The following is a 23,960-nucleotide window of genomic DNA, read 5'->3' on the forward strand; positions in this document are numbered from 1 at the left end:
GTTCAGCTTTCACATCTATTATGTTATTTCGTTGCAAATTATACCATAAACCAACTCGGTTTGAAACATCTTTGCTATATGGTTTTACAATTACTCTATGCATGTTGCAAATTATACCATAAACCAACCCACAACCCTAAAGAGCCATCGTAAATATCTATAAATACCTATAAATTTAGGCTATTTTAGCCACCGCCGACAAACTCTACAATCTCGATTTTCATTCCATCTTTAATGCTAAATTCGCCCCAAGCACTCCTTGGGATTATTTGCATATCTACTTCAGCAGCGACTCTGCTCTCTTCATAGCCTTGTAATTTTATAAGCTTAGCAAGGTTAGAGCCATCATCAATGCTAATTAAATTTGAATTAAGCCAAATTTGGATCATTTCTCATCCAATCCGCAATACGCTCTATACTCCTCATAAGTCCCTTTGAAATCCACTATCTCTGCGTTGCCTTTTAGATGTAAAATTCTATTAGCAAATGCATCTATAAGCTCTCTATCGTGGCTTACGCAGATACAGCTACCGCTAAAATTATAAAGTGCCTCACCCAAAGCGATGATGGCTTCAAGATCAAGATGGTTATTTGGCTCATCTAATATTAATAAATTTGCTTTTTGTAGCATCAGCTTTGATAGCATTAAGCGGTGCTTTTCCCCGCCACTTAGACTGCCTACTTCCTTTTCTTGCTCGGTGCCACTAAATAGCATTCTACCTAGACATTTGCGTATCTCATCTAGATCTTTATTTTTAGAGTCTTGGAGCCATTCGTATAATTTTAGGTTGCCTGTGATTTTACTTGAGCTATCTTGAGCAAAATAGCCCAGCTCTATGGTAGCACCGATATGGACATTACCGCTACTTGCTTCTAGTTGGCCCATTATGATTTTACATAAGGTGGATTTGCCTACGCCATTTGTGCCGATGATAGCGACCTTATCCCCCTTATTCATTTTAAAATTAAAATTATCTAAAATCACATTTTCATCAAATTTTTTGCTTACTGAGATTAGCTCGATTAGCTCATTGCCTATATCACGATTGGTTCGAAATAAAATACTAGGATCACGGCGACTAGATGTTTTGATCTCATTAATTTGGAGCTTCTCAAGCTGTTTGGCTCTACTTGTGGCTTGCTTTGCTTTGCTTGCATTTGCACTAAATCTAGCTATGAATTTTTCTAGCTCTTCACGCTCTTTTAGCTTTTTATCACGCTCCATCTGGGCTTGTTTAGCTACTAAATTTGCTGCGATATACCAGTCATCATAGTTACCGCTAAATTCCCTAATTTGCCTAAAATCCACATCTAAAATATGTGTACAAACCCTATTTAAAAAGTGTCTATCGTGGCTGATGACAACTAGTGTGCCTTCGTGGTTGATTAACTCTCTTTCTAGCCAAGCTATAGCATCTATATCAAGGTTGTTTGTAGGCTCATCAAGAAATAAAATATCAGGTCTAGGAAATAGCACTTGAGCTAATAATACCTTAACTTTATCGCTACTTTCGATTTGGCTCATTAGCTTATCATACTCATGCAATCCAAGGGAGCTTAAAATTTTTTCTATTCTAGTTTCATACTCATAGGTTGGGTCTTCTTCAGCACTGATAATCTCAAGTTCGCTAAGGCGTTCATTGATCTCATCTGTGAATTCTTCGCTTAAATAGAGCTTCTCTTTCTCTTTTATCGCATCATATAATCTCTTATTTCCCCATAAAACAGCGTCTTTTAAGGTGAAATCTTCAAAAGCAAATTGATCTTGACCTAAGACGCCAATTTTTTTATTAGATTCTATGATTATCTCGCCACTAGTGTGTTCGATTTGACCGCTTAAAATCTTTAAAAATGTAGATTTTCCAGCGCCATTAGCTCCGATTAGACCATATCTGTTGTGCGAATTTAGCTTTAAATTCACATCTTCAAAGAGCAGTTGTGAGCCAAAACGATGAGTTAAGCCCTTGATTTCAACCATTTTGCCCCCTTAGTGTAGATCGGAATTTAATTTAATAGCTCTTTTGCTAATATTAGCCGTGATTTGACCTGTTTGGCTATTTTGGCGGTAGTGAATTCCATTAAGATTAGCTAGTTCAAGTGCTTTATAAATATCTTTATCAAACTCAAATTCAGGATTTACCTTTTTAAGGGCTTCTTTATCATTTATATAGACTTTTGTGCCTTCTAAAATAGCTATTCCAGCATCTACTATACAATCATCACCAAGTGGCACACCTGTTACTGAGTTAGCACCTAATAGACATCTTTTTCCTATGCTAATTGGATTGCCATTTGTCCCACTTAATACGCCTAAAATACTAGCTCCACCGCCTATATCGCTTCCATCGCCTACTTTAACCGAGCTTGATATCCTGCCTTCTACCATTACCGCACCAGTGGTTCCGGAGTTGAAATTGACATAAGACGCACCAGGCATTATGGTAGTACCAGGAGCTAAAACTGCTCCCATTCTAACTTTTGAGCTATCTAGTATTCTAGTGTTGTCGCTTGGAATTATGTGGTTTAGATAGCGTGGGAATTTATCTACGCTAATGATATTTGGATACCAGCCTTTCATTTTAAGCCAAATTTCATTCTCTCTTAAATGGTCTAATTCATGCGGATTTCCATCGCTATCCCAAGCTAAATTTGGTAATAACCCAAAGGCTCCATTTAGATTTAAACTTCTAATTTCAGCTTTATTTAATGATAGAAGATATAGTTTTAAATAGACAGCTTCAACGCTCTTAGGCGCTTCATCGCTATATAAAAATGTAACTACAAACTCAGCATCATTGTCCATTTCGCCATCATTTAAAATCTCATCTATAACTAGTAGATTTTGGATATTTTTATGCTTATCGCCTTCACACTCATTAATTAAAAAATCAAAAATACCCAGAGCATCTGCTATAATAGCTGAGCTAATTGGCGCTACAAATTCGCTTGTGCTATTATCGATTTTTATCCCATTTTTCTCAATTGCCCAGCTCAATATAGCCGCACTTGCGTAGTTTTCATTCATATTTACAACTGCGTAATTTACGCTAATTGTCTTGCCAGATTTACCTTTAATGCTTCTACCAATTGCAAATGCCATTGGGTCTTTATACCCAGCTTTGGAGCGAATCTCACCTGTAAATTTTTTTAATTCATCTAAATTTTTGATACTCATTTTTTTCCTTTATTTTAAATTTACTCTTTATCCATCATATCTTTGTATCTACTTATAGCGTTTTTACGCTCTTGCAAGTAGCCACTAAGCTTTTGTTTATTCTCTTCGAAAAATAGCTCAAAATCATCTTTTGTCTTTATTTTCTCTTCACCAAATTTATCCAAAAGCACATTTGAGCTTCCGACTAATACTAGATATTTTTGATTTTCATAGTTTAGTAAAACTACCTTATTTTGTGTATCTAGTGGCTTTTCATATATAATATCTACGCTCTCATTATCTAAATTCCAGCTTAAATTACCGCTTTGATTTAATGAATTTTTGGGAGTAGATAACTCAAATGGCTCAATCTTTGCTGTTTGATCTACTTTGTTTGATTTAGTGGATTTTAAATTTTTCTTAGCGTATTTGGTTTTTATATACATAGCAAATACAAACATCGCAAAAAGCACTAAAATCACTATAATATAGTTTGTATATAAGCTATCTTGATTATCCTTTTTGGTCGGTATATTAGATAGCGATGGCTGCTCTTTTGGCGTGTTTTTAACTGAGTTTTGTGGCTGATTTGCCTTAGGTGTTATGCGGATACGAAGTCCAAATTTATCACTTGTTTTAGAGGCTATTATAGATATTGGTTTTTGAGATTTTAGCTCTAGAGTTGTAGCGTTATTAATTGAAGAGATATTGATATTTTGTAAGATATTGGATTTTATCTCTTTATTTATTTTATCTTTTGTATTTACATCGCTTAATATTATATTGATGGTTTGGGGGTTGTTTTGCTGCTTTATCGTGCCATTATATGGCGCGTCAAAGCTTAGCATAATATCAATTCTCTCATCTCTTTGATAAATATTATGAGTAAGCAAATTTACAGCCCAAAGCGGTAACGCTAATGCTATTAAAAGCCAAATTTTCATAATTGCTCTCTTTTGAAATATTGGATTACAGATTTTGAGTCTAAGATCTCATTTATACGAATGGCGAGATTTTTCTCATATACCATCACCTCGCCTTTACCAAATATTCTATTGTTTATAAATAGCTCCACGCTCTCTCCGGCTGGTTTTTCTAGGTCTATAACGGAGCCAACTTCTAGCTTTAAAAGCTCCCTTACGCTAATTGTCGTCATGCCAAGATCGCTTATAAACTCCACGCCTATATCAAGTAGTTCATCATAGCCGTGAAATAGCCCATTTGGGCTTAGACCTTCATCATTCATGCTTTTTTGTAGCCTATTTTAAATGTTTTATTTTTCATTTTAAATATTTGAGATTTTTCAAGTCTAACTGGAAATCTCTCAACTTTACCTAGAAATTCAGGCGTTCCAAGCTTATAAGTTCCATTATTGTTATCATTTAGTAGATTTTTTGCATATCCTACGATTTGATTAGCAACTTCTCTGCTTAAATCACCTAAATCTGTTTTTTTACCCTCTTCTTTATTAAATAGCTTATCTACAAAAAGCTCTAAAGTCTCTTTTTTAAAATATAGATAAAATTGGATCTCTTCGCCATCTTTGTATATAGGAATACTAGCACCATATAGGTCTTTACCTAGGCTTTTTCCCTCTTCTAGTTTATATCCAAAGACATCAGTGCAAAAGTGTTTAGTAGCGTAATTAATAGCATTTAGCATTATAATCTCCTTAAGTTTTGGGTAGTATTATACAAAATTTAACTTTAAAAGAGATTATTTATAAATTTTTTGGCTAAATTTGTGATTATTAAATTTAGCCAAATTGCTATCTATTCAAATAACTCTTTTATCTTTTTATGAGCGGTTTGTGGGTCAAATTTGCTTGTTATCTCTACAATTTTTGTGCCTATGATCGCACCATCTGCATACTCTTTGATCGCTTTGACATCTTGAGAATTTTTAATCCCAAAGCCAATTGCAACTGGCAATTTACTACTATCTTTTATAGATTTAATCATATCTTTTAATCTATCAATTGAGCTTTGCTCTCCGCCAGTTACGCCTAGAGATCCTACAGCATAGATAAAGCCATCTGCATTACTAGCGATCTCTTTACTGCGGTTAGCACTTGTAGGGGCGATTAATCTTATGAGCGAGATACCGTGTTTTTGGCATTTACTAGCAAATTCCTTGCTCTCTTCATATGGCATATCAGGAACTAAAATACCGCTGATACCACACTCCTTGCTATCTTGTAAAAATCTATCTTCGCCGTAGCTTAAAATGATATTATAATATACCAAAAATACTAAAGCTTTTTTGGTTTTAATCTCTTTTAATATATCAAATACGCTATTTGTAGTAACTCCATTTTGACAAGCCTCAAAAGCCGCATTTGCTATGAGTTTGCCATCAGCTAATGGGTCAGAATATGGAATTCCAATCTCTAAAATATCAAGGCAACTCTCATCTAGTAAATTCAAAAACTCTTTTGTATATTCTAAATTTGGATACCCAGCCACTATATAGCCTATATTTGCCTTTTTATCATTAAATGCTTTTTGTATCTTATCCATAGATTGTTCCTTTTTTATACTCCATTATGGTATTCATATCCTTATCGCCCCGACCGCTTACATTTACTACGATATTTGAGCGTTTATTTAGAGTAGGGCAGAGCTTATCAAGGTAAGCTAGGGCGTGTGAGCTCTCAATAGCTGGTATTATCCCTTCTAATCTTGAAAGAAGTCTTAGGGCATTTACGCACTCATCATCGCTTACGGCGTAGTAGCTTACTCTGCCTATATCTTGTAAGTGGGCATGCTCTGGTCCAACCCCTGGATAATCAAGTCCTGCGCTTATGCTATGAACTGGCAAAATCATTCCAAATTCATCTTGTAATACTATGGTTTTCATGCCGTGGATTATCCCTTTGGTGCCTTTGGTTAAAGTGGCTGCGTGGTATTTGGTCTCTATACCAAGACCTGCAGCTTCAACGCCTATGATATTTACGCTAGGATCATCTAAAAATGCTGAAAATATACCTATAGCATTGCTCCCACCACCCACACAAGCTATGATATAATCTGGCTTAACGCCTTTTTCATCTAATTGGGCTTTGGCTTCAGAGCCGATTACGCTTTGGAAATCTCTAACTATCATTGGGTATGGGTGAGGGCCAACGGCTGAGCCTATAACATAAAATCTACTCTCTATCTCATTTACCCATGCTTGAATGGCTGCTGTGGTGGCCTCTTTTAGTGTGCCAAGCCCATCGCTAATAGGTACTACATTGGCTCCTAAAAGCTGCATTTTATATACATTTAAGGCTTGTCTTTTGGTATCGCACTGCCCCATATATACATCGCACTCTAGCCCTAGAAGTGCCGCTGCTGTTGCAGTGGCTACTCCGTGCTGACCAGCGCCCGTTTCGGCTAAAACCTTTGTCTTACCCATCTTTTTAGCAAGAAGTGCTTGAGCTAGAGCGTTATTTATCTTGTGAGCTCCTGTGTGGTTTAAATCCTCTCTTTTTAAATATATATTATGCCCGTAGTGCTCGCTTAATCTTTTGGCGTGATACATGGGGCTTGGTCTGCCGACATAATCTTTTAAAAGGGCGTTTAATTCAGATTTAAATTCATCGCTCTTTGCGATCTTTTCATAGGCCTCTTCAAGCTCCATTAGGGCGCTCATCACGGTTTCAGGGACGAATTGTCCGCCATATTTGCCAAAATATGCTTTTGCGTTCATTTTAAATCTCCTAAGCTAACTATTTTTAAAATTTCCATTACTTTATCGCTATCTTTTATTCCAAATTCATCTTCTATTTTGCTATTTATATCAATTAAATTTGGTTTAAGCTTTATTGCTTCTTTTAAATTTTCTACGCCGATTCCACCAGCTAGACCAAATTTGATATCTAAATTTTTTAGCAAATCCCAGTTAAATTTAACCCCATTTCCACCAATCTTATCCCCTTTTGTATCAAATAATATTTTATCATAGCTCCCTTCAGGCTTTGGCAAACTCTCTCCTACGCTAAAAACTTGCCACACCTCACAATCAAATTTAGTTTTATCATCTACTTTTTCATAGATTTGAATGGCGTCTAAATCCGCAAATTTCACTATTTTTGCCACTTCATCAAATGGTATTTTAGCAAAAACGCCAACGGCTTTTATACCAAATTTATGAGCCAAATTAGCAATATTTTTAGCCATTTCTTTGCTAATTTTTCTTTTACTCTCAGCGAAAATTAGCCCGATAAAATCCACTCTTTTACCCTTAAATTCGCACTCGCACACGCTTTTAGCTTCGCTTAAAGTTTTGATACCACAAATTTTGATTAAAGGACTCATTAGATAACCTTTTTTACTATGTAAAGATACTCGGTTACATATAAATCCCTTGAGTTTAAGTTTCTACTTGCTCTATAGGTTGGGTATTTGATCTTTACTTTTTCAACCTTGCCTATTTTATTTAAATTTGTTAAAAACTCGCTCTCTTTGATAAATCCATCTGAGTTAAATGAGATTATCAAATACTTTGCTTTAAACTCGCTTAAAAGCGTGAAAAACTCACTACCTGCTTTTGCTTTTTTATTATAATTCGAGCGGTTCCAACCATTTGGGATACCGCTAACTTTGCTGATTTGCTCTATATTTGGTGCTTTAAAATCGCATATTAAATTTAGCATAAAGTAGTTTGAGCCATAAGGGTGCTGATTATAAGGCGGATCAAAATACGCTATATCCACGCTTGGGGCTAGTTTAGCAAATTCATAAGCGTCATTTTGAAATACCTTAAATTCACTTTTAAAATTTGAAAAAATCGGCATTTCAAGCTCTATTTTGCCTAAAATTCTCTTTAAAGCATTCTCCCCGCTACCGCCAAATTTTCCAATGCCATCTTTATCCTTATAAAAGCCCTTAAAAACGCCACCTGTGTTTGAGTGAATGGAGGCCTGGCTAAGAAGTGGAGCTATAAAATATTTTTGAAATTCAGTTGGAATTTTTGAGATTTCATCTCTTAAACCGCCTAAAATCAAAGCATTTTGCCTTGAGTAGAAAACTCTTTCGCCTTTTTGGATATTTTTATCATCTTTTGGGGCGTAAATTTCACTGATGAAGCCCTCTTGCGGTGTGTAATTTTGTAAAATTTTATTGTGAATTTGCTTTAAGCTTGATATAAGCTCATTATCTGAATTTTCTAAATAGCATGAATTTATAACAAAAGAGTATTTTTCTAAATCATTTGCTAATATCAAATTGGAGTGCTTTTTAGCTAGTCTTGCGACCACTCCACTACCGCTAAAGACATCAGCAAAGGCGATTTTATCTTTTTTAAGCTCTTTTTTTATATCGCACACAACGCTATCAATAGAGCCTAAAAGCGATCTTTTATTACCCAAATAGCTAATTAGTTGATTTGTCAAATACTCTGTATTTTCGCTCACCTATTAGCTCCGGTGTAGTCTTGATAAAATTCCCAAACTTTACCGCTTTTAATCGCATTTAAGATTATATCTTTAGCCTCTAGTGGTGAGTTAGCACCATCTGCAGCATATAGGGCAAACATCGCATTTAAAAGCACTATATCAAATTTAGCCCCACTAAGCTCTCCTTTTAGCGTAGCTCTTAAAATATCAGCATTATAACTAGCATCTCCACCAGCGATATCAGCGTGAAATGCCCTATTAAAGCCAAATTGCTCTGGAGTGATCTTATACTCAAGTATTTTGCCATCTTTTACTTCGTGTATTAGTGTCTCATCACAAAGGCTTATCTCGTCCATTCCGTCCATGCCATGCACGACAAGAGCGTGTTTGCGACCTAAATTTAATAAAGTAGCCGCAATTAGCCCATTAACTTCTTCAAGATAGTTTCCCACTACTTGATTGCTAAGGCTTAAATTCGGATTAAGAAGTGGCCCAAGGATATTAAACACAGTTCCCACTCCAAGCCTTAATCTTACATCACGCACAGAAGCTGTAATAGGATGAAAGTATGGAGCATGGAAAAAGGCTAAATTTTGGCTATTTAGTCTAGATTTTAGACGCTTTATATCACTATCTAAATCTATGCCAATTTGGCTTAAAACATCGCTACTGCCGCTTTTAGATGTTATGGCTTTGTTGCCGTGTTTAGCTACTTTGATGCCTAAAGAGGCTAGTATGAAAGCTGAAGTTGTAGAGATATTAATGGTTTTTAAAGCATCGCCACCTGTGCCTACTATATCCATCATTGGTGAGTTATCATTATATGTTGTTGAGTATTTTAGTATATTTTTTACAAGTGCAGCAAGGCTATCTGGATATAGTGATTTTTCGCTTATTAAAACTAGCAAAGCACCAAGCTGAATTTCATCATAATTTTTATCATAGATCTCTTTGCAAATTATCTCATAATCGCTACTATCAAGCGCAAAGCCTTTTTGGAGTTTTGTAAGGAATGGGGCGAAATTTGCCTTTTTAGGGCTCTCGTCTTTTGTTTGATTTAATAAGAGAAAATTTGTAATTATCTGCTTTCCATACTGGCTAAAGAAGCTCTCAGGGTGAAATTGTATCCCAAAAATTTGATTTTGCCTATCCTCTAACGCCATTAAAACCCCATCGCTACTATATGCTGTGGCTTGCAAGTTTGGCGGGAGATTATCCACATATAAAGAGTGGTATCTCATCACATTAAATTCACTTGGTAATCCAGCAAAGATTATGCTATCGTTTTGGGTTTTGATTTGGCTAATTTTACCATGAACTGGGGTATCAAGCACCTTAATATCAGCTCCATTTACTAGCCCAATGGCTTGATGTCCAAGGCAAATTCCAAGTATAGGAATGCCTAAATTCGCTCTTAAAATATCAAGGCAAATCCCACTATCTTTAGGGTGTTTTGGTCCTGGACTTAGGATAATTTTAGATGGATTTAAGGCTTTAATTTCATCAATTGTAATCTCATCATTTCTAACACATTTTATAGGCTCTTTAGTCGTGTCTAAAATATATTGATATATATTATAAACAAAACTATCGTAATTATCTATCATCAAAATCATTATTTATCCCTTTTGGTTGCGTATTGCTCAAAGATCTTTAGGCAACTTTTTCGTTTATTGCAAATTTCTTCATACTCATTTTTAGCATCGCTATCCCACACTATCCCAGCACCAGCTCCGATAAATACGCTATTTGAATCTGAATTTGGCACGAAGATTGCTGAGCGAATGAGAATTGCCATTTGCATATCTCCATTAAAATGCCAAAATCCAATCCCACCACCATAAATTCCACGACTATGCCCTTCAAGCTCATTTATAATCTGCATTGCTCTAATCTTTGGACTTCCGCTAAGGGTTCCAGCTGGAAATATCGTAGTTATCGCCTCCATTGCTGTTGATGAGCTACTTAGCTCTGCGTAAATATCACTTACAATATGCATTACGCTCTCATAGAGCTTGATATGCATAGGATTTGTAACTTTTACGCTACTTGGAAGGGCGAATTTGCCTATATCATTTCTAGCTAGATCAATTAGCATTCTATGCTCGCTAAGCTCCTTTTCATCGCTTAAAAGCTCTTTTTTTATCACTTCATCTTCATTAGCATCAATCCCTCGTTTTCTTGTTCCAGCAATTGGGCTTGTGTGGATAATGCCCCTTTTAATCTCTACTACAAGCTCAGGGCTGCTACCTACGATGGTGCCAAATTCACTTGGGTAATAAAACATATATGGGCTAGGATTTTGGGATTTTAAAATTTCATAAAATTCAAGTGGGTCAAAATCGCTTTCTAATTCTAAAGTTTTAGATAAAACTACTTGGAAGATATCGCCATTTTTTATATAATTTTTAGCCGTTTTAATCATATTTAGATAATCGGTTTTTTGGCTATCTAGATCGCTTTTTATGGTGTAGAAATAGCTTTTATCTGATTTGACTAGAGGCTTTATATCTTTTAGATTATTAAAGTATCCGCTATCCCCATAAAAGCCATAAATTTTACTCTGTTTATCATAGTGTAAATATGCTTTAGCATCGCTATAATGATATATTGGGAACTCGTATAAATATGGCTTTATATCTGCGATTTTTTCAAATTTATATACAGCTTCGTAGCTTAAAATCCCAAAAAGTCCGGCAAAATTTGAGATTTTTTTGCCATTTTTAATCCTCTCATTTAATTTAGCAAAATCATCTCCGCTAATATAATCACAATCAATACCGATGATGACTTGCATCTCATCTTCAGCTAGATAAGATTTTGGATATTGGCGTAAAATTTCTCTAAAATATATGGTTGGATCACAGAGTAAAAGCATATTAGCTCCAAAAAGTTTTTTAAAAAAATATTATACAAAAAATTTTCTTTATCAATCTTAAAAATTACTATTTCAAAGCTAGATTTTATCTTAGGATTACTATAATTTGGCATTAAATTTAAGGTGTAAAAATGGTTGATATGATCTTATCTGGCGATACTATCTATTTTTTGATTGCGTTATTTGTCGCTATTGGGGTTGGCGTGGGGTTTATTAGCGGATTTTTTGGGATTGGTGGGGGGACGATTTTGGTTCCGATACTGCTAAATTTGGGTTTTGATATTAAGAGTGCAATTGGTATTAGTGTGCTTCAGATGTTTATGGGGGCGATGTTTGGTAGTTATATAAATTATAAAAATAAAAAATTAGTTTTAAATGATGGGATTGTAGTTGGTATTGGTGGGCTTTTGGGGGCTAGTTTTAGTGGATTTATCGTTTTAAATATGCCTGGTATTGTGCTTAAATTAGCGGTGCTTTTTATACTTTTTGTGGCTATAATTAAGTTTTTTCAAGCTGATGTAGTAAATGATAATCCAAAAGATATATCTAAATTTGTAATGTTTATTGTGGGGGTTTTTGTGGGTGCTGTAGCTATATCTGCTGGGATTGGCGGAGCGCTATTTTTAACTCCGATATTTGTGGGATTTTTGAAAATGGATATTAAAAAGGCCATATCAATTGGGCTATTTTTTGTTATATTTAGCTCATTTTCTGGACTTATCAGCCTAGGAAGTGCTGGGCTAGTGGATTATAAAAGTGGCTTGATGATTGGGATTGGCTCTATAATTGGGGTCTATTTTGGTGTTAAATTTGGTCATAAAATTGATAAAATAACTCAAAAAAGGTTAGCTCTAGGGCTATATATAATTATGTTTATTTTAATGTTAAAAAATATATTATTTTAATCATTTTAAATGGCTTTAGAAATATCAGCCTAAAAGCCATTTAAAATCTCTATAATCTTAGCTATTATTTTGGATTGAAAATCCTCTGTAGCTTGAGATTGTGAGTAGCTAAAACTAGATTTTTGACTTTGTAAATTTAAATTTGTTTGATAATCTTTGCCATCTTTAATAGCGATATATAGCGAGGCTTGAGCGTCGTAAAAATACTCACTCTCATATCCATTACCAAAGCTACTTCCAAAGCCAATATGTCTAAAACCGCCACTTCCAAAGCCAAATTCCATAAAATTATTATTTTTAATATCGCTATTTTGCCTTAGGTAATTTAAGGCTATTTTGATTGTAATATCTGGATTTTTATCAGCTTTTTTATAGCCATTTTGGATTAGGGCAGAGCTTAGATTGATATCGAAATTTTCACTTAAGTTTTGTGAATATATGCTAAAGCTTTTGCCCTTGATATTTTCAGTTATAAAAATGGGATTAGAAGTAGCAAGATAGCTAGTAAAAGCAGGACTACCACAACCTAAAAATATTAGGCTAATTATCAGAGAAAAAAATATATTTTTCATCAAATTCCTTTAAAATAAATTTGATTATTATACTACTTTTTCTCTATTTTTTGGTTTATAAAATAGACTAAAAACAGCACAACAAAGCTAATTATTAGCATAATGGCTGAGTATATGTGTGCTAGTTTATAGTCTAGTATCTCAACAGCATCATAAATAGCAATACTAGCAACCTTAGTCTCTCCATCAATGCTCCCACCAATCATCAAAATTACCCCAAATTCGCCTAAAGTATGAGCAAAGCTAATGATAATCGCACTTAGCAATGATGGCTTGATATTTGGCATAGCTACGCAAAATAAGGTAGTAATCTTGCCTTTACCAAGGCTATAGCTAGCCTCTATAAGCGAATTTGGCAGGGATTTAAACCCTGATAATATGGGTGAAAACATAAATGGCAATGAGTAGATACAGCTAGCAATTACAAGGCCAGTAAAGTTAAAAACAAGTCTAATATCAAAATACTTTTGCATAAATTCACCCAAAAATGAGTATGGAGATAGAAGTATTAAGATATAAAATCCAAGCACCGATGGCGGCAGCACAAGTGGCAATGATATTACACTTTCGATAACGGGCTTTAATCTAAATTCACACCTAGCCACAATATAAGCAAAAAATAAGCAGATGATAAATAGTATAATTGTTGTTATAAAAGCTAATTTAAATGATAATAGTAGTGGCGTCCAATCTATCATATAGTAACCTTTAGATTTGATATTTGTGTGCTTAGAGTGATGGTATCGCCGATTTTTAGGCTATTTAGGCTATTTGGTAAGGTGATTTGGTAAATTTGATTTGCATATTCGCAAGTGATTAAGTTTTGATTAATCTCTAAAATCGTGGCTAGAAAATCGATATTTTGGTGCGAATTTGAGTTTAAAAACAGCTCTTTTGGCGAGCCACTTTGGATAATTTTGCCACTATCTACTATAAATACACGACTTGCAAGTCTATAAATCTCATTTTTATCATGGCTAACTATGATTATACTCATACCATATTTTTTGTGAATTTGGCTTAGATACTCTTGGAGTTTAGTGCGTAAATTTGTATCCAAAGCAGATAACGGCTCATCTAAAAGCAGTAGTTTAGGGTGTCTCATCAAAGCCCTTGCTAAGGCTGTGCGTTGCTTTTGACCGCCTGAGAGAGTATGGGGATAGACATTTTTAAGCTCTAAAAGCTGGGTTAATTCAAGCAATTCAGTGGCAAATTTAATATCATTTTTAGCAAATAGTAGATTTTGCATTACACTCATATTAGGAAATAGGGCATAATCTTGAAAAAGATAGCCTATATTTCGCTTTTGTGGTGGTAAGAATATATCTTTATTATAATAAATTTGCTCATTATTACTAATTACTCCGCTATTTGGCTTATCAAATCCAGCAAGTAGCCTTAATATCGTGCTTTTACCACTACCACTCTTGCCATATAGTGCGACAAATTCACCATTTTCTACACTAAATTTCGCATCAAGCTCAAATCCATTAAATGATTTTTGGCAGTGGAAATTAATCATAATTTAGCCTAGTCGATTGATTTATACCCAAATTTAGCAAATATATCTTGAGCGGTTTTGCTTAGGATAAAGTCATAAAACGCCTTAGCTAGTTTATTATCTTTGCCGTTATTTAAAATTACCATCGCTTGGTCTATGCTAGTATGAAGTGAGCTATCAAGGATAGAGTAGTTGGTATATTGTAGCATTTGCTTAGCCTTTAGAGCGCTAGCTGCTACAAATCCTATATCTCCAGCTTTTATAGTTTGATTTAGAGCATCTCCTATGCTATTTGATTCTATGATTTTATGCTTTATTTCATCATAAATTCCAGCATTTTTTAAAGCCTCGATTGTGGCGGCTCCATATGGTGCGGTTTTAGGATTTGCGATTATTATTGTTTTTATATCTTTGTTTTGTAGTGAGTTTAGACTTGGCTCATAGCCTCTTACGCTTAGTATTGCTACGCTTCCGCTAGTGTATATTTGTGGTTTATCTACTGCGAAGCCATCTTTGTATAAGGTATCAGCAAAGCTGGTATTAGCACTTAAAAATAGATCAAATGGGGCTCCATTTTTGATTTGAGCTACTAATTTGCCGCTTGAGCCTAGTGTGATGTTGATTTTAGCATCTGGGTGAAGCTTGGTAAATTTACGCTTTATCTCTTCAAGGGCATAAGCAGTATTTGCCGCAGCGGCGACATTAAGGTTTGAAGCAAAAGAGCAAATCACAAAGGCTAGGAGAAGTAGAAGTGTTCTCATTATTTATCCTTTATATTTTAAATTTATACTTCAAAATTATATGATTAAATAGTAAATAGGCTATAAATAAAATGATATTTATACATATAAATTATATATTTATATTTTAAAGATAGCTAACCTAGCCAAAATTTAGCTAGATTAAATTGTGTAAATTAGGCTTGTGTAGCGATAATTATATGGCTAGCTTTTATAAATAGCTCAACTTCATCGCCTACATTAATTCTCATATCTTGAGCTGATTCATTTGTGATTATTGCGTGGATTATTTGGTTATGACCTATATTTACAGAAATTTTCGCATTTACCGCACCTAAGGTTGCTTGAGTAACCTTGCCTTTTAGTTTATTTGCTGCTGAAATTTTTAACTCTTTATCATCAGTTTTAGCTAAAATCACGCTTGAGGCTTTAAAAACAAAGATAATCTCCTTGCCAACTTCTAAATTTAACTCTTTTTGGCTATCTATTGTGATTATGGATTTTAGTAACACTCCATCGCTTAATTTAGCGGTGATTTGGGCATTTACCGCACCAATTTCAATATCTGTGATTGTAGCTTGGAGCTGATTTCTAGCGCTTAGTTTCATATTTATCCCCTTTAAGTTACTTATAATATCGCCATCTAAATCATTACAAATTTCATTTAGAAAGTGGTTTTGAGCCTTTAAGATTGCATCATATTTATCTATTATATCTTTTGCGTATTGGCTTAGCTCACTACCGCTATTTTTTCTCTTGCCATCGACCCTTAGAATGAGTGGCTCATCAGCTTTGGAGTTGATTAAATCCAGACAATCCCAAGCGTTTTTGTATGATATATCCACTACAGTTGCAGCTTTGGTAATGCTCCTAGTCTCATCTAGAGCCTTTAGAAGCTTAATATGTTTTGGCAAAAGCACCACTTTATCATTTAAAATTAGCTCAAGATTTATCCGTGCTTTCATAAAAACCTCTTTTATAAATTTATTTTTTAGTGTATTATAATATTTTTTTATTAAAAATTTGCATATATTTTATTAAATTTAAAGACAAATAGATTAAATATAGTAAATTGGTTGTTTATACTAAACTTAAGGTTGAGTTTAATATAATACTAGCTTTTTATTTTTGGAGCTTATTTATGCTTAGGATTTTTTTTGTTAATTGTATCTTTATCATTAGCTGTTTTGCTACTGATATTGATTCATTTGAAGATGAGTATATCGCTCAAGATAGCTTTGATCCGCTAAGTGGGTATAATAGAGTTATGACAGAATTTAACCATATATTTTATCAAAATGTGTTGATACCGACATTTAAAGGCTATGACTATATGATGCCAAATCCAGCTCAAGATGCTATAAGCAATTTTTTTGATAATCTACTCTTTCCTATTAGATTAGTTAATAATGTATTACAACTTAAATTTGCAAATGCTAGTGAAGAGAGCTTAAGATTTATCGCTAATACTATAGTTGGTTTTGGCGGAATTAGCGATGTAGCTACTAATGTATATGGGCTTAAAAAGCATGATGAGGATCTAGGGCAAACTCTTGGCTATTGGGGTGTTGGCGGTGGATTTCCCATTGTGTTACCATTTTTAGGTCAGACAAATTTGCGGGATTTAATAGGTATGAGTGGCGACTTTTTTATCAATCCAATGAGCTATACAAATGAGATATTTACAGATAATGCAAATAGATATTTTCATCTAAATTTAATAGCAAAATCATGGCGGGTAATCAATGATGGTTCTAAAGATCCAGAGCTGTATAATAAACTAACTAACGGCACAATCGATCTATACGCATTCTTAAAAGATGGATATGAACAACGCAGAAACGCACAAATTCAGGAGTAGAGCATGAAGAGAATTTTAATTTTACTATCTTTAATTTACACAATATCTTTTTCTATCGAGCTTAAAAGTATTGATGATACGCTTAGAGCGGATTTTCAAAAAGCTTTGAATATAATGAGCGATAATAAGATAAGCAAAGAGCAAAAACCGCTTAAGATTTTTGAGCTTTTTGATGGTTATTTTGATTACTCTTTGATGGCTAAACTCTCACTTTCTAAGCAGTATAAAGCTCTAAATAGTAGCCAGCAAGATGAATTTCAAAGGCTTTTTGTATCAAATTTAAAGCTATCTTTTTCTCAAAAGCTTGGATATTATAGCGACCAAGAGATTGAGTTTGTAAAAGGTGAGCTGACAAATAAAAATCGATATAATGCTCATGCGATTATAAAAAATAAGAGTGAAAACTACCCGTTGATACTTAAATTCCACCCTGCTAATGGGAGTGATTATCTAATTTATGATATAGATATTATGGGGGTTAGTATAATTCAAAGCTATAGAAGTCAATTTAGTGATTTATCGCAAAATACTGATTTTAACGAGATTATAAAGAGATTGCAAAGTGTAAATTTAGATAACAATACAACCATTAAATGAAAAAGATATTTAAATTTATAGTTTTATTTCCTAAATTAGTCTTGGCATTGAACCTAGCTATATCCATTGGGATTGGAGTATTTTCATATAAATTAGAGATTGATGCTTCAACCCAAACTTTACTTTTAGAAAATGATAAAGACCTAGCCATTTATAGAGAGATTGTAAAACACTATGAGAGTAAGAATTTTCTCATCATCGCCTATAAGCCAAATTCTAATCTATTAAGCAAGGAGAGCTTAAGCAAGATTGAGGCTATATCAAATGATCTTGAGAAATTACAAAGTGTGGATTCTGTATTTTCTATATTAAAAGCGCCACTTCTAACAAATAATCCAAATTTAACTATCAGCGAACTTGTAGATAATGTGCCAAATCTAAGTAAGGCTGGCATTGATATGAATGCTGCTAAAATGGAGCTAACAAATAGCCCATTATACAAAAATTCGCTCGTAAGTAGTGATTTTAAGACCACTTCAATTGTGGTAAATTTAAAAGATGATGAGAAATATGCTAATTTTATCGAGCAAAGAGCTAGATTAAAAGAGCAGCCAAATCTAGATAAAAATATGCTTGAAAATTTGGAGAGTGAGTTTAAAAAATATAGGGATTCTCAGCGTATTTTAGAGCATCAAACCATTAGCCAAATAAGAGAGATTATCAAGTGTCATAGTGGCGATGAGAAGCTATTTTTAGGCGGAATTAGTATGATAGCTGATGATATGGTGAGCTTTGTTAAGAGTGATTTGCTAGTGTATGGAAGTGGCGTATTATTACTACTTGGATTTTGCTTGTGGCTATTTTTTAGGCAGATTAGATTTGTGATTTTACCTATTGTAGTTTGCTTTTTAAGCGTGGTTTTAGCTAGTGGTTTGTTTGGGCTTTTAGGGTATGAGATTACCGTGATTAGCTCTAATTATATAGCACTTCAGCTTATTATTACTATATCAGTTGTTATACATTTGATCGTTGCTTATCGTGAGCTATATTTTAAGCATAGAGATTATACGAATATTCAGCTAGTTTATCTCACTCTTAGATCAAAATTTAAGCCATGTTTTTTTGCGATTTTGACTACTGTGATTGGATTTTTATCACTTTGTTTAAGTGATATTAAGCCTATTATTATGCTTGGAATGATGATGAGCGTGAGTATCTCTATATCGCTTTTTGTGGCGTTTTTTGTCTTTGGTAGTTTGCTTACACTGCTTAAGAAAATAGAGCCAAAAATGAGCTTTGAAAATAGCTTTAAATTCACACACTGGTGTGCGAAAATAGCCATTAAAAGGGCATATATTGTTTATATTATTAGCTTTATTATTGTGATAATTGGGATTTATGGTGTTAGTAAATTAAGGGTTGAAAATAGCTTTATAGGTTATTTTAAGTCAAATACCGAAATTTACCAAGGTATGAAGGTTATAGATACAGAGCTAGGTGGGACAATTCCACTTGATGTGATTATTAAATTTGCTTCTATCAAAGATGAGTATAGCAATGATGAGCTAGGGGATTTTGAAGATGAATTTGCTACTAACGAGCCTGAATATTGGTTTAATAGCTATAAGCTTGAGATTATCAAAAAAGTGGATAAATTTCTACAAGAGCGTGATTTTATCGGCAATGTCGGCTCACTAGCAACCCTATTAGAAGTAGGCAAGAGTGTAAATAACAATAAAGAGCTTGATCCGCTATCCCTTTCGCTAATATATAAAAATTTGCCAAGTGAGTATAAGGAGCTGATTTTAACTCCATATATAAATATAGAAAATAATGAAGCTAGATTTAGCATTAGAACACTTGATAGTGATCCAAATTTAAAGCGAGATGAGTTTATAAAATCATTAAAAAAAGATCTACAATCTTTGCTTGAAAATGAGCCAGTAGAGATAGAAGTAGCTGGTATAATGGTGCTTTATAATAATATGCTCCAAGCTCTATTTGCCTCTCAAGCTGATACGATTATCTTTGTTGTTTTGGCGCTATTTTTGGTTTTTATTTTGATATTTAGGAGTATTAAGCTCTCAATTATTGGCATAATTGCTAATCTAGTCCCACTTTGTGTGGTATTTGGCGTGATGGGAATAGCTGGAATTGCCCTTGATATTATGAGTATCACCATAGCAGCTATTAGCTTTGGGATTGGCGTTGATGATATTATCCACTATATTCATAGATTTAAGAGCGAAAGCCGTATTTATGGTATTAAGCGTTCAATTTTAAATTCTCATTTAAGCATTGGCTATGCGATGTATTATACATCATTTGCGATATTTTTAGGCTTTAGTGTGATGAGTCTATCTAATTTTTGGCCGACTATATATTTTGGCGTTTTGACTGATTTGGTTATGCTAATGATGCTTCTTGGGGCGTTAATCTTACTTCCTGCGTTGATCTTTTCATTTTATAAAAAGTCAATTTAGAGCCTAAGATGGCTCTAAAATTTAGCGATTTAAAAGAGTATTTATAAATTCTACTTCATTTAAATTATTTTTAGAGATAAACTCTTTAATGCTACTATCTTCAAATTTAATATTTTTGCTATTTAAGTATTTTTCAAATGCGGTTTTATCGCTATTTAAAGCTGCCATTGCACTACTTAAATTCGCATTCATAAAGCTAGAGTATAGCTCTTTTTGCGGTAGTTTTGACTTGTTTGAATTTGGAGCAAAAATCATAAATACTATAGCAGCTATTATGGTAGCACTGATAAAGCCAAGCTTTTTGCCAGTAAAATACTTCTTAAATGGGGCAAGATTAGCAAATATGTGAAGCACACAGGCAATCACCATTGCCATACCGATATATTCGTGGGCTATTTTGATGCCATAGCTTTTAAGATTAAAAAACATAAAAACACCAGTAACGCCGACAATGGCAAATGTAGCTATAGTAGCTATAGTGGCTATTGGTTTAGAGACTTTCATTGCCTATCCTTTGAGTTAAATTTGGCAAAATTATTTCAAAAGTATGTTAAAAATATGTTAAATTAAATTTAATTACTATTTTAAAATATGTAAAAATGAATAAGCACTATTTACCCCATCAGTATGTAAAGCATACCAAAGGGCTCGTTTCTCTTGCTCTATCGTTGCGATCGCACCGCTAAATACAACATCACATTGGATAATATGGATATTTATATTTGTGCTATCTATAAGCGGATCGCTGATGAGATTGGTTTTGATTTTAGTTAGTATGGCTAGTTCATCTGTAAAGTGGCAAGAATTTTCTGTTTTTAAATTTATATATGTTTTGATATGATTTACCCCCATTGTATTTTTAGCTAGATTGATTAGCTCCATCTTATCACTCATACTAGCTACCTCGCCAATTAGCAATACTTCTGCCCATTGTGAGACTACATCTATGTGGAAGTTGCTTAAATTTGGTGTTGCTAGGATTTTGGCTTGGATCTTTTTTTGGATTATATTATCTTTTATTATGGTGTAAATACCTCGCTCGTCCTTGCTAATTGTATATGTATCATAGATGGAGTTTAGATTTAAAAGTGGGGATTTAAAGGTGCAGCCACTGATGATAATGCTAGTCAAAATTGCTAATATTATAAACTTCATTGTGCCATTTTAGCCAAATTTAAACCAAAGCTTTCTTAAAAATATATATTTAGCTTGAATTTATTAAAATTTAGGTAAAATTTAGGCTTACATTGCGTAAATTCACTTATGCCAAAGGTTTAGATATATGCAACAAGGCAGAGTTTTCCTTGCTTCTGGGCTACTTAAAAGAGCTATAATTATCATAGTAATGTTTGTTACTATGAGTGTTTTTGGTCTCTATTTTATATTTTCTGATAGTAGTGTAGATGGAGTTGCTTATCTTGGTTTTTCTACCTTTGTGATTATACTTTTGGCTCTATTTTTAGAGGTAATTTTATATATTAGAAATAATCTTATCTTACCAATTGCAAATACCAAAATATTCATTGAAAGACTTGTAGCCAAAGAGGTCATTGAGCCGATTTCAAATTTAGATTTTTACCATATTAATAAGAATATTTATGAGTTTTTTACATCGTGGATCGGGGCTCAAAATAGCTTAAAATATTATATAGAGTATTATAGTTTGCTATTTGATAAGAGTGATATAAAGATCTTATTTATCGATGCTAAAGATGGTAGCATAATGGACGCTAGTCGGTGTGCGGTGGATTTTTATGGATATTCTAAGGGTGAGCTTTTGACTATGAGTATATTTGATATTCAGATAAATTATGATACCAAAGCATCATATCATAAGCATAGACTTTCAAATGGTGAGATTAAATTTGTTGAGGTTATTAGCACGCCAGTAAGTTTATATTTTAATGATTCATATTTTATGATTATATTAGATGCTACAAAAGCACAAGAGAAGATTGAAAGCTTAAATAGCGAAATTGCTATAATAGAGAATAATCCAGCGATTGTGGTTAAATTTACATATGCAGATCACTGGGTAGCTACTGAGCTAAGCTCAAATATAAATTTACTAATCCAAAGTGATGAAAAAAATATAGATATTAAAGCTCTGTGTCATAGCGATGATATAGCCTCTTTAAGCCTAGAAATTGAGCGTAAAATCAAGCTAGAAAATAGCATATATGATACAAAAAAAGAGCTTGATCGCTCATATAGATTTAAATTAGCAAGTGGAGAGTATGGGTGGTTTAGGGTATTTGTATCAAGCAGTAAGAATATAAATGGACAAATAGAAGTTATAATGTTTTTATTAGATAATACAGATCAAGAGATATTAAAAGAGATTTTAACAAACAAATTAAAAAGATGCGAAAGTAGAATTTTAAGTAGTGATTTGCTGGGATTTGAGTATTTTGCTAAGAGTGGGGCTTTGAAATTTAGCGTTGATTTTGTGGAGTTTTTAGGCTATAAAAATAGCATTGATATGGGTGTTAGCTCCATTGAAGATATTTATAAAATTGTATATAGAGATGATATTGATATATTAATAGATGAGTTAGATAGATATATAGAAGGCACTTCAAGGCTTGTTGAGTGCGATATAAGATTAATTAAAAAAGATGGTAAGCAAATTTATACTAAAATAAAAGCCAAAGCTCTAGATACGCTAAATGATTCTGATGAGATTATCGGAACTGCTACTGATATTAGCGACCATCAAAACTATATAGTCCAAAGTGCATTAACAAATGCTATAATGTCAAGCTCTATTAATGGCATTATGATATGCGATGTAAATGGGAATATCCTTGATATTAATGATAGTTTCTCTAAGATTACAGGATATAGCAAATATGAGATAATAGGCAAAACCCCACAAATATTACGCTCAGATAGGCACGATAATGTATTTTATGCTAAAATGTGGTCTGATATAAAGCATTTTGGTAGTTGGAGTGGGAAAATTTATAACAAAAATCGCGCAGGTGAGGTCTATTTGGAGCATTTGGTTATAACAGCTATTAAAGATGAACACGGCATAATCCAACGCTATATAGCATCATTTTATAAAATTATGGAGTAAGGAGAGAGATTTGAATTTGGATACGCAAAAGATTTACGAGCACGATATTCCAGATGGCTCTAAGCTATATTTTGGCTCTAGTGCTAAGCTAAAAAGACAGATTGAGTCTAAAGCGGCAGATATTTTAGAAAGTAGCGGTTTTAGTGAAATTATTACTCCATATTTTAGCCATCATCAAAGAGTTAGCGTAAAGCCTGAGAATTTAATACGCTTTGGTGATAAGCAAAATTTAGAGATTGCACTTCGTAGCGATAGCACCATCGATGTCGTGCGGATAGCCACAAAAAGGCTAAAAGATAGCAATACAAAAAGATGGTTTTATATCCAGCCAGTATTTAAATACCCAAATAGCGAGATCTACCAAATAGGCGCTGAGATACTAGGCGATAGTAGTATAATGCCTTGTATTGATATTGTTAGTCAAATTTTTAAGGAATTTGGCATTGAGGCGCACTTACAAATTAGCAATATCCAAATTCCAAAGATAATATGCCAGCTTTTAAATTTACCAATTAGCGTCTTTGAAAATGGCAGATTAGAGGTGATATTGGGTCTTGATTTACCATGGCTAAATCGCCTTGCTAACATTAAAAGCGACGCAGATATAGACTCAGTAATCGCTATTGCCCCAAGCGAGTTAAAAGAGCCTTTAAATTCCATTAAGGGATTAGCTAGTAACTACGAAAAACGCATATACGCACCTTTATACTACTCCAAAATGCGATATTATGATAAGCTATTTTTTAGGTTTTTATGCGATAATAGTATTTTAAGTAGTGGCGGAAGCTATGAGATAGATGGTAATATTTCAGCGGGATTTGCTATATTTAGCGATGCTGTGATAGAGAATTTAAGAAGCAAATAGAA

General features: G+C 33.6%; 25 protein-coding genes. 6 read left to right on the forward strand and 19 right to left on the reverse strand.

Translation table 11 applies throughout. From position 1 onward, the window contains the following. Window positions 1–185: 185 nt before the first annotated feature. The 12 genes from thiS to CSUIS19072_RS04005 form a co-directional block, all read right to left on the reverse strand. A complete protein-coding gene (thiS, locus tag CSUIS19072_RS03950) occupies window positions 186–389 on the reverse strand; it encodes a sulfur carrier protein ThiS (RefSeq protein ID WP_086293488.1) in 204 nt (67 codons plus the stop codon). Further along, window positions 386–1,978, reverse strand: a complete 1,593-nt coding sequence (locus tag CSUIS19072_RS03955) for an ABC-F family ATP-binding cassette domain-containing protein (RefSeq protein ID WP_086293490.1) — start codon at window positions 1,976–1,978, stop codon at window positions 386–388. The genes thiS and CSUIS19072_RS03955 overlap by 4 nt, the downstream gene beginning before the upstream one ends. Window positions 1,979–1,987: 9 nt before the next feature. Further along, window positions 1,988–3,175 carry a 2,3,4,5-tetrahydropyridine-2,6-carboxylate N-succinyltransferase gene (locus tag CSUIS19072_RS03960; RefSeq protein ID WP_086237748.1) on the reverse strand — a complete coding sequence of 396 codons (1,188 nt, stop codon included), beginning with the start codon at window positions 3,173–3,175 and terminating at the stop codon, window positions 1,988–1,990. A 20-nt stretch (window positions 3,176–3,195) separates the two neighbouring features. Next, window positions 3,196–4,098 carry a hypothetical protein gene (locus CSUIS19072_RS03965; RefSeq protein WP_086293492.1) on the reverse strand — a complete coding sequence of 301 codons (903 nt, stop codon included), beginning with the start codon at window positions 4,096–4,098 and terminating at the stop codon, window positions 3,196–3,198. Continuing rightward, window positions 4,095–4,400 carry a flagellar motor switch protein FliN gene (gene fliN / locus CSUIS19072_RS03970; protein ID WP_086237746.1) on the reverse strand — a complete coding sequence of 102 codons (306 nt, stop codon included), beginning with the start codon at window positions 4,398–4,400 and terminating at the stop codon, window positions 4,095–4,097. The genes CSUIS19072_RS03965 and fliN overlap by 4 nt, the downstream gene beginning before the upstream one ends. Then, a complete protein-coding gene (locus CSUIS19072_RS03975) occupies window positions 4,397–4,816 on the reverse strand; it encodes a chemotaxis protein CheX (protein ID WP_086242202.1) in 420 nt (139 codons plus the stop codon). Before CSUIS19072_RS03975 ends, fliN begins: the two co-directional genes overlap by 4 nt. A 110-nt stretch (window positions 4,817–4,926) precedes the next feature. Beyond that, window positions 4,927–5,673, reverse strand: a complete 747-nt coding sequence (trpA, locus tag CSUIS19072_RS03980) for a tryptophan synthase subunit alpha (RefSeq protein ID WP_086237744.1) — start codon at window positions 5,671–5,673, stop codon at window positions 4,927–4,929. After that, window positions 5,666–6,847 (reverse strand): tryptophan synthase subunit beta, encoded by a 1,182-nt coding sequence (gene trpB / locus CSUIS19072_RS03985; RefSeq protein ID WP_086242200.1) that lies wholly within the window; start codon window positions 6,845–6,847, stop codon window positions 5,666–5,668. The genes trpA and trpB overlap by 8 nt, the downstream gene beginning before the upstream one ends. Next, a complete protein-coding gene (locus CSUIS19072_RS03990; RefSeq protein WP_086237742.1) occupies window positions 6,844–7,455 on the reverse strand; it encodes a phosphoribosylanthranilate isomerase in 612 nt (203 codons plus the stop codon). Before CSUIS19072_RS03990 ends, trpB begins: the two co-directional genes overlap by 4 nt. Continuing rightward, window positions 7,455–8,552, reverse strand: a complete 1,098-nt coding sequence (locus CSUIS19072_RS03995) for a DNA adenine methylase (RefSeq protein ID WP_086293494.1) — start codon at window positions 8,550–8,552, stop codon at window positions 7,455–7,457. The genes CSUIS19072_RS03990 and CSUIS19072_RS03995 overlap by 1 nt, the downstream gene beginning before the upstream one ends. Then, window positions 8,549–10,150 (reverse strand): anthranilate phosphoribosyltransferase, encoded by a 1,602-nt coding sequence (gene trpD, locus CSUIS19072_RS04000; RefSeq protein ID WP_086293496.1) that lies wholly within the window; start codon window positions 10,148–10,150, stop codon window positions 8,549–8,551. Before trpD ends, CSUIS19072_RS03995 begins: the two co-directional genes overlap by 4 nt. Beyond that, window positions 10,150–11,412 carry an anthranilate synthase component I family protein gene (locus tag CSUIS19072_RS04005; RefSeq protein WP_086237739.1) on the reverse strand — a complete coding sequence of 421 codons (1,263 nt, stop codon included), beginning with the start codon at window positions 11,410–11,412 and terminating at the stop codon, window positions 10,150–10,152. The genes trpD and CSUIS19072_RS04005 overlap by 1 nt, the downstream gene beginning before the upstream one ends. A 131-nt stretch (window positions 11,413–11,543) precedes the next feature. Between CSUIS19072_RS04005 and CSUIS19072_RS04010 the strand changes: the two genes are divergently transcribed. Further along, on the forward strand, window positions 11,544–12,317 hold the full coding sequence (locus CSUIS19072_RS04010; RefSeq protein WP_336526356.1) for a sulfite exporter TauE/SafE family protein: 774 nt from the start codon (window positions 11,544–11,546) through the stop codon (window positions 12,315–12,317). Window positions 12,318–12,346: 29 nt separating this feature from the next. Here the strand turns inward: CSUIS19072_RS04010 and CSUIS19072_RS04015 are convergent, their stop codons facing one another. The 5 genes from CSUIS19072_RS04015 to CSUIS19072_RS04035 all read right to left on the reverse strand — a co-directional run bounded on the left by CSUIS19072_RS04015 (window position 12,347) and on the right by CSUIS19072_RS04035 (window position 16,095). Beyond that, window positions 12,347–12,889: a hypothetical protein gene (locus tag CSUIS19072_RS04015; protein WP_086237738.1), complete on the reverse strand. Its 543-nt coding sequence runs from the start codon at window positions 12,887–12,889 to the stop codon at window positions 12,347–12,349. Between the two features lie 32 nt (window positions 12,890–12,921). Further along, window positions 12,922–13,587, reverse strand: a complete 666-nt coding sequence (gene modB, locus CSUIS19072_RS04020) for a molybdate ABC transporter permease subunit (protein WP_086237737.1) — start codon at window positions 13,585–13,587, stop codon at window positions 12,922–12,924. Further along, complete coding sequence (locus CSUIS19072_RS04025) at window positions 13,584–14,411, reverse strand: sulfate/molybdate ABC transporter ATP-binding protein (RefSeq protein ID WP_086237736.1); 828 nt, start codon at window positions 14,409–14,411, stop codon at window positions 13,584–13,586. Before CSUIS19072_RS04025 ends, modB begins: the two co-directional genes overlap by 4 nt. Before the next feature lie 8 nt (window positions 14,412–14,419). Further along, window positions 14,420–15,151, reverse strand: coding sequence for a molybdate ABC transporter substrate-binding protein (gene modA, locus CSUIS19072_RS04030; protein WP_086237735.1), 732 nt, complete (start codon window positions 15,149–15,151; stop codon window positions 14,420–14,422). A gap of 155 nt (window positions 15,152–15,306) precedes the next feature. Then, the gene (locus CSUIS19072_RS04035) at window positions 15,307–16,095 is read right to left on the reverse strand and encodes a TOBE domain-containing protein (protein ID WP_086237734.1); all 789 of its coding nucleotides are present in this window, start codon (window positions 16,093–16,095) and stop codon (window positions 15,307–15,309) included. Between the two features lie 176 nt (window positions 16,096–16,271). On the opposite strand from CSUIS19072_RS04035, the gene CSUIS19072_RS04040 reads away from it, so the two are divergent. The 3 genes from CSUIS19072_RS04040 to CSUIS19072_RS04050 are packed head-to-tail and all read left to right on the forward strand — an operon-like array spanning window position 16,272 to window position 20,011. Beyond that, window positions 16,272–16,991: an MlaA family lipoprotein gene (locus CSUIS19072_RS04040; RefSeq protein ID WP_086293499.1), complete on the forward strand. Its 720-nt coding sequence runs from the start codon at window positions 16,272–16,274 to the stop codon at window positions 16,989–16,991. A gap of 3 nt (window positions 16,992–16,994) precedes the next feature. Continuing rightward, entirely contained in the window at window positions 16,995–17,588 is a 594-nt protein-coding gene (locus CSUIS19072_RS04045; protein ID WP_086237732.1) for a Tgt2/MlaC family protein, read from the forward strand. Continuing rightward, window positions 17,585–20,011, forward strand: coding sequence for an efflux RND transporter permease subunit (locus tag CSUIS19072_RS04050; protein ID WP_086293501.1), 2,427 nt, complete (start codon window positions 17,585–17,587; stop codon window positions 20,009–20,011). Before CSUIS19072_RS04045 ends, CSUIS19072_RS04050 begins: the two co-directional genes overlap by 4 nt. A gap of 21 nt (window positions 20,012–20,032) precedes the next feature. On the opposite strand, the gene CSUIS19072_RS04055 is transcribed toward CSUIS19072_RS04050, so the two are convergent. Beyond that, the gene (locus tag CSUIS19072_RS04055) at window positions 20,033–20,515 is read right to left on the reverse strand and encodes a DUF4405 domain-containing protein (RefSeq protein ID WP_086237730.1); all 483 of its coding nucleotides are present in this window, start codon (window positions 20,513–20,515) and stop codon (window positions 20,033–20,035) included. Window positions 20,516–20,590: 75 nt separating this feature from the next. After that, window positions 20,591–21,166, reverse strand: coding sequence for a BON domain-containing protein (locus CSUIS19072_RS04060; protein WP_086237729.1), 576 nt, complete (start codon window positions 21,164–21,166; stop codon window positions 20,591–20,593). Between the two features lie 127 nt (window positions 21,167–21,293). Here CSUIS19072_RS04060 and CSUIS19072_RS04065 point away from each other — a divergent pair, with 127 nt between their 5' ends. Both CSUIS19072_RS04065 and CSUIS19072_RS04070 read left to right on the forward strand, forming a co-directional pair. Continuing rightward, the gene (locus tag CSUIS19072_RS04065) at window positions 21,294–23,093 is read left to right on the forward strand and encodes a PAS domain S-box protein (RefSeq protein WP_086237728.1); all 1,800 of its coding nucleotides are present in this window, start codon (window positions 21,294–21,296) and stop codon (window positions 23,091–23,093) included. Between the two features lie 10 nt (window positions 23,094–23,103). Beyond that, window positions 23,104–23,958, forward strand: coding sequence for an ATP phosphoribosyltransferase regulatory subunit (locus CSUIS19072_RS04070; RefSeq protein ID WP_438939314.1), 855 nt, complete (start codon window positions 23,104–23,106; stop codon window positions 23,956–23,958). Window positions 23,959–23,960 lie beyond the last annotated feature (2 nt).

This window comes from Campylobacter sp. RM19072 (assembly GCF_024723485.1).
Taxonomy (GTDB): domain Bacteria; phylum Campylobacterota; class Campylobacteria; order Campylobacterales; family Campylobacteraceae; genus Campylobacter; species Campylobacter porcelli.

Bases quoted from the DNA above. Each gene is read 5' to 3' on its own strand.
- trpD (WP_086293496.1), bottom strand. From the start codon at position 10,150: ATGATTTTGATGATAGATAATTACGATAGTTTTGTTTATAATATATAT.
- CSUIS19072_RS03955 (WP_086293490.1), bottom strand. From the start codon at position 1,978: ATGGTTGAAATCAAGGGCTTAACTCATCGTTTTGGCTCACAACTGCTC.
- CSUIS19072_RS03990 (WP_086237742.1), bottom strand. From the start codon at position 7,455: ATGAGTCCTTTAATCAAAATTTGTGGTATCAAAACTTTAAGCGAAGCT.
- CSUIS19072_RS04055 (WP_086237730.1), bottom strand. From the start codon at position 20,515: ATGAAAGTCTCTAAACCAATAGCCACTATAGCTACTATAGCTACATTT.
- CSUIS19072_RS04065 (WP_086237728.1), top strand. From the start codon at position 21,294: ATGCAACAAGGCAGAGTTTTCCTTGCTTCTGGGCTACTTAAAAGAGCT.
- CSUIS19072_RS04010 (WP_336526356.1), top strand. From the start codon at position 11,544: ATGGTTGATATGATCTTATCTGGCGATACTATCTATTTTTTGATTGCG.
- modA (WP_086237735.1), bottom strand. From the start codon at position 15,151: ATGAGAACACTTCTACTTCTCCTAGCCTTTGTGATTTGCTCTTTTGCT.
- CSUIS19072_RS04050 (WP_086293501.1), top strand. From the start codon at position 17,585: ATGAAAAAGATATTTAAATTTATAGTTTTATTTCCTAAATTAGTCTTG.
- CSUIS19072_RS04060 (WP_086237729.1), bottom strand. From the start codon at position 21,166: ATGAAGTTTATAATATTAGCAATTTTGACTAGCATTATCATCAGTGGC.
- CSUIS19072_RS03960 (WP_086237748.1), bottom strand. From the start codon at position 3,175: ATGAGTATCAAAAATTTAGATGAATTAAAAAAATTTACAGGTGAGATT.
- fliN (WP_086237746.1), bottom strand. From the start codon at position 4,400: ATGAATGATGAAGGTCTAAGCCCAAATGGGCTATTTCACGGCTATGAT.
- CSUIS19072_RS03965 (WP_086293492.1), bottom strand. From the start codon at position 4,098: ATGAAAATTTGGCTTTTAATAGCATTAGCGTTACCGCTTTGGGCTGTA.
- CSUIS19072_RS03975 (WP_086242202.1), bottom strand. From the start codon at position 4,816: ATGCTAAATGCTATTAATTACGCTACTAAACACTTTTGCACTGATGTC.
- CSUIS19072_RS04040 (WP_086293499.1), top strand. From the start codon at position 16,272: ATGCTTAGGATTTTTTTTGTTAATTGTATCTTTATCATTAGCTGTTTT.
- trpA (WP_086237744.1), bottom strand. From the start codon at position 5,673: ATGGATAAGATACAAAAAGCATTTAATGATAAAAAGGCAAATATAGGC.
- CSUIS19072_RS04035 (WP_086237734.1), bottom strand. From the start codon at position 16,095: ATGAAAGCACGGATAAATCTTGAGCTAATTTTAAATGATAAAGTGGTG.
- CSUIS19072_RS04015 (WP_086237738.1), bottom strand. From the start codon at position 12,889: ATGAAAAATATATTTTTTTCTCTGATAATTAGCCTAATATTTTTAGGT.
- trpB (WP_086242200.1), bottom strand. From the start codon at position 6,847: ATGAACGCAAAAGCATATTTTGGCAAATATGGCGGACAATTCGTCCCT.
- CSUIS19072_RS04005 (WP_086237739.1), bottom strand. From the start codon at position 11,412: ATGCTTTTACTCTGTGATCCAACCATATATTTTAGAGAAATTTTACGC.
- thiS (WP_086293488.1), bottom strand. From the start codon at position 389: ATGATCCAAATTTGGCTTAATTCAAATTTAATTAGCATTGATGATGGC.
- modB (WP_086237737.1), bottom strand. From the start codon at position 13,587: ATGATAGATTGGACGCCACTACTATTATCATTTAAATTAGCTTTTATA.
- CSUIS19072_RS04045 (WP_086237732.1), top strand. From the start codon at position 16,995: ATGAAGAGAATTTTAATTTTACTATCTTTAATTTACACAATATCTTTT.
- CSUIS19072_RS04025 (WP_086237736.1), bottom strand. From the start codon at position 14,411: ATGATTAATTTCCACTGCCAAAAATCATTTAATGGATTTGAGCTTGAT.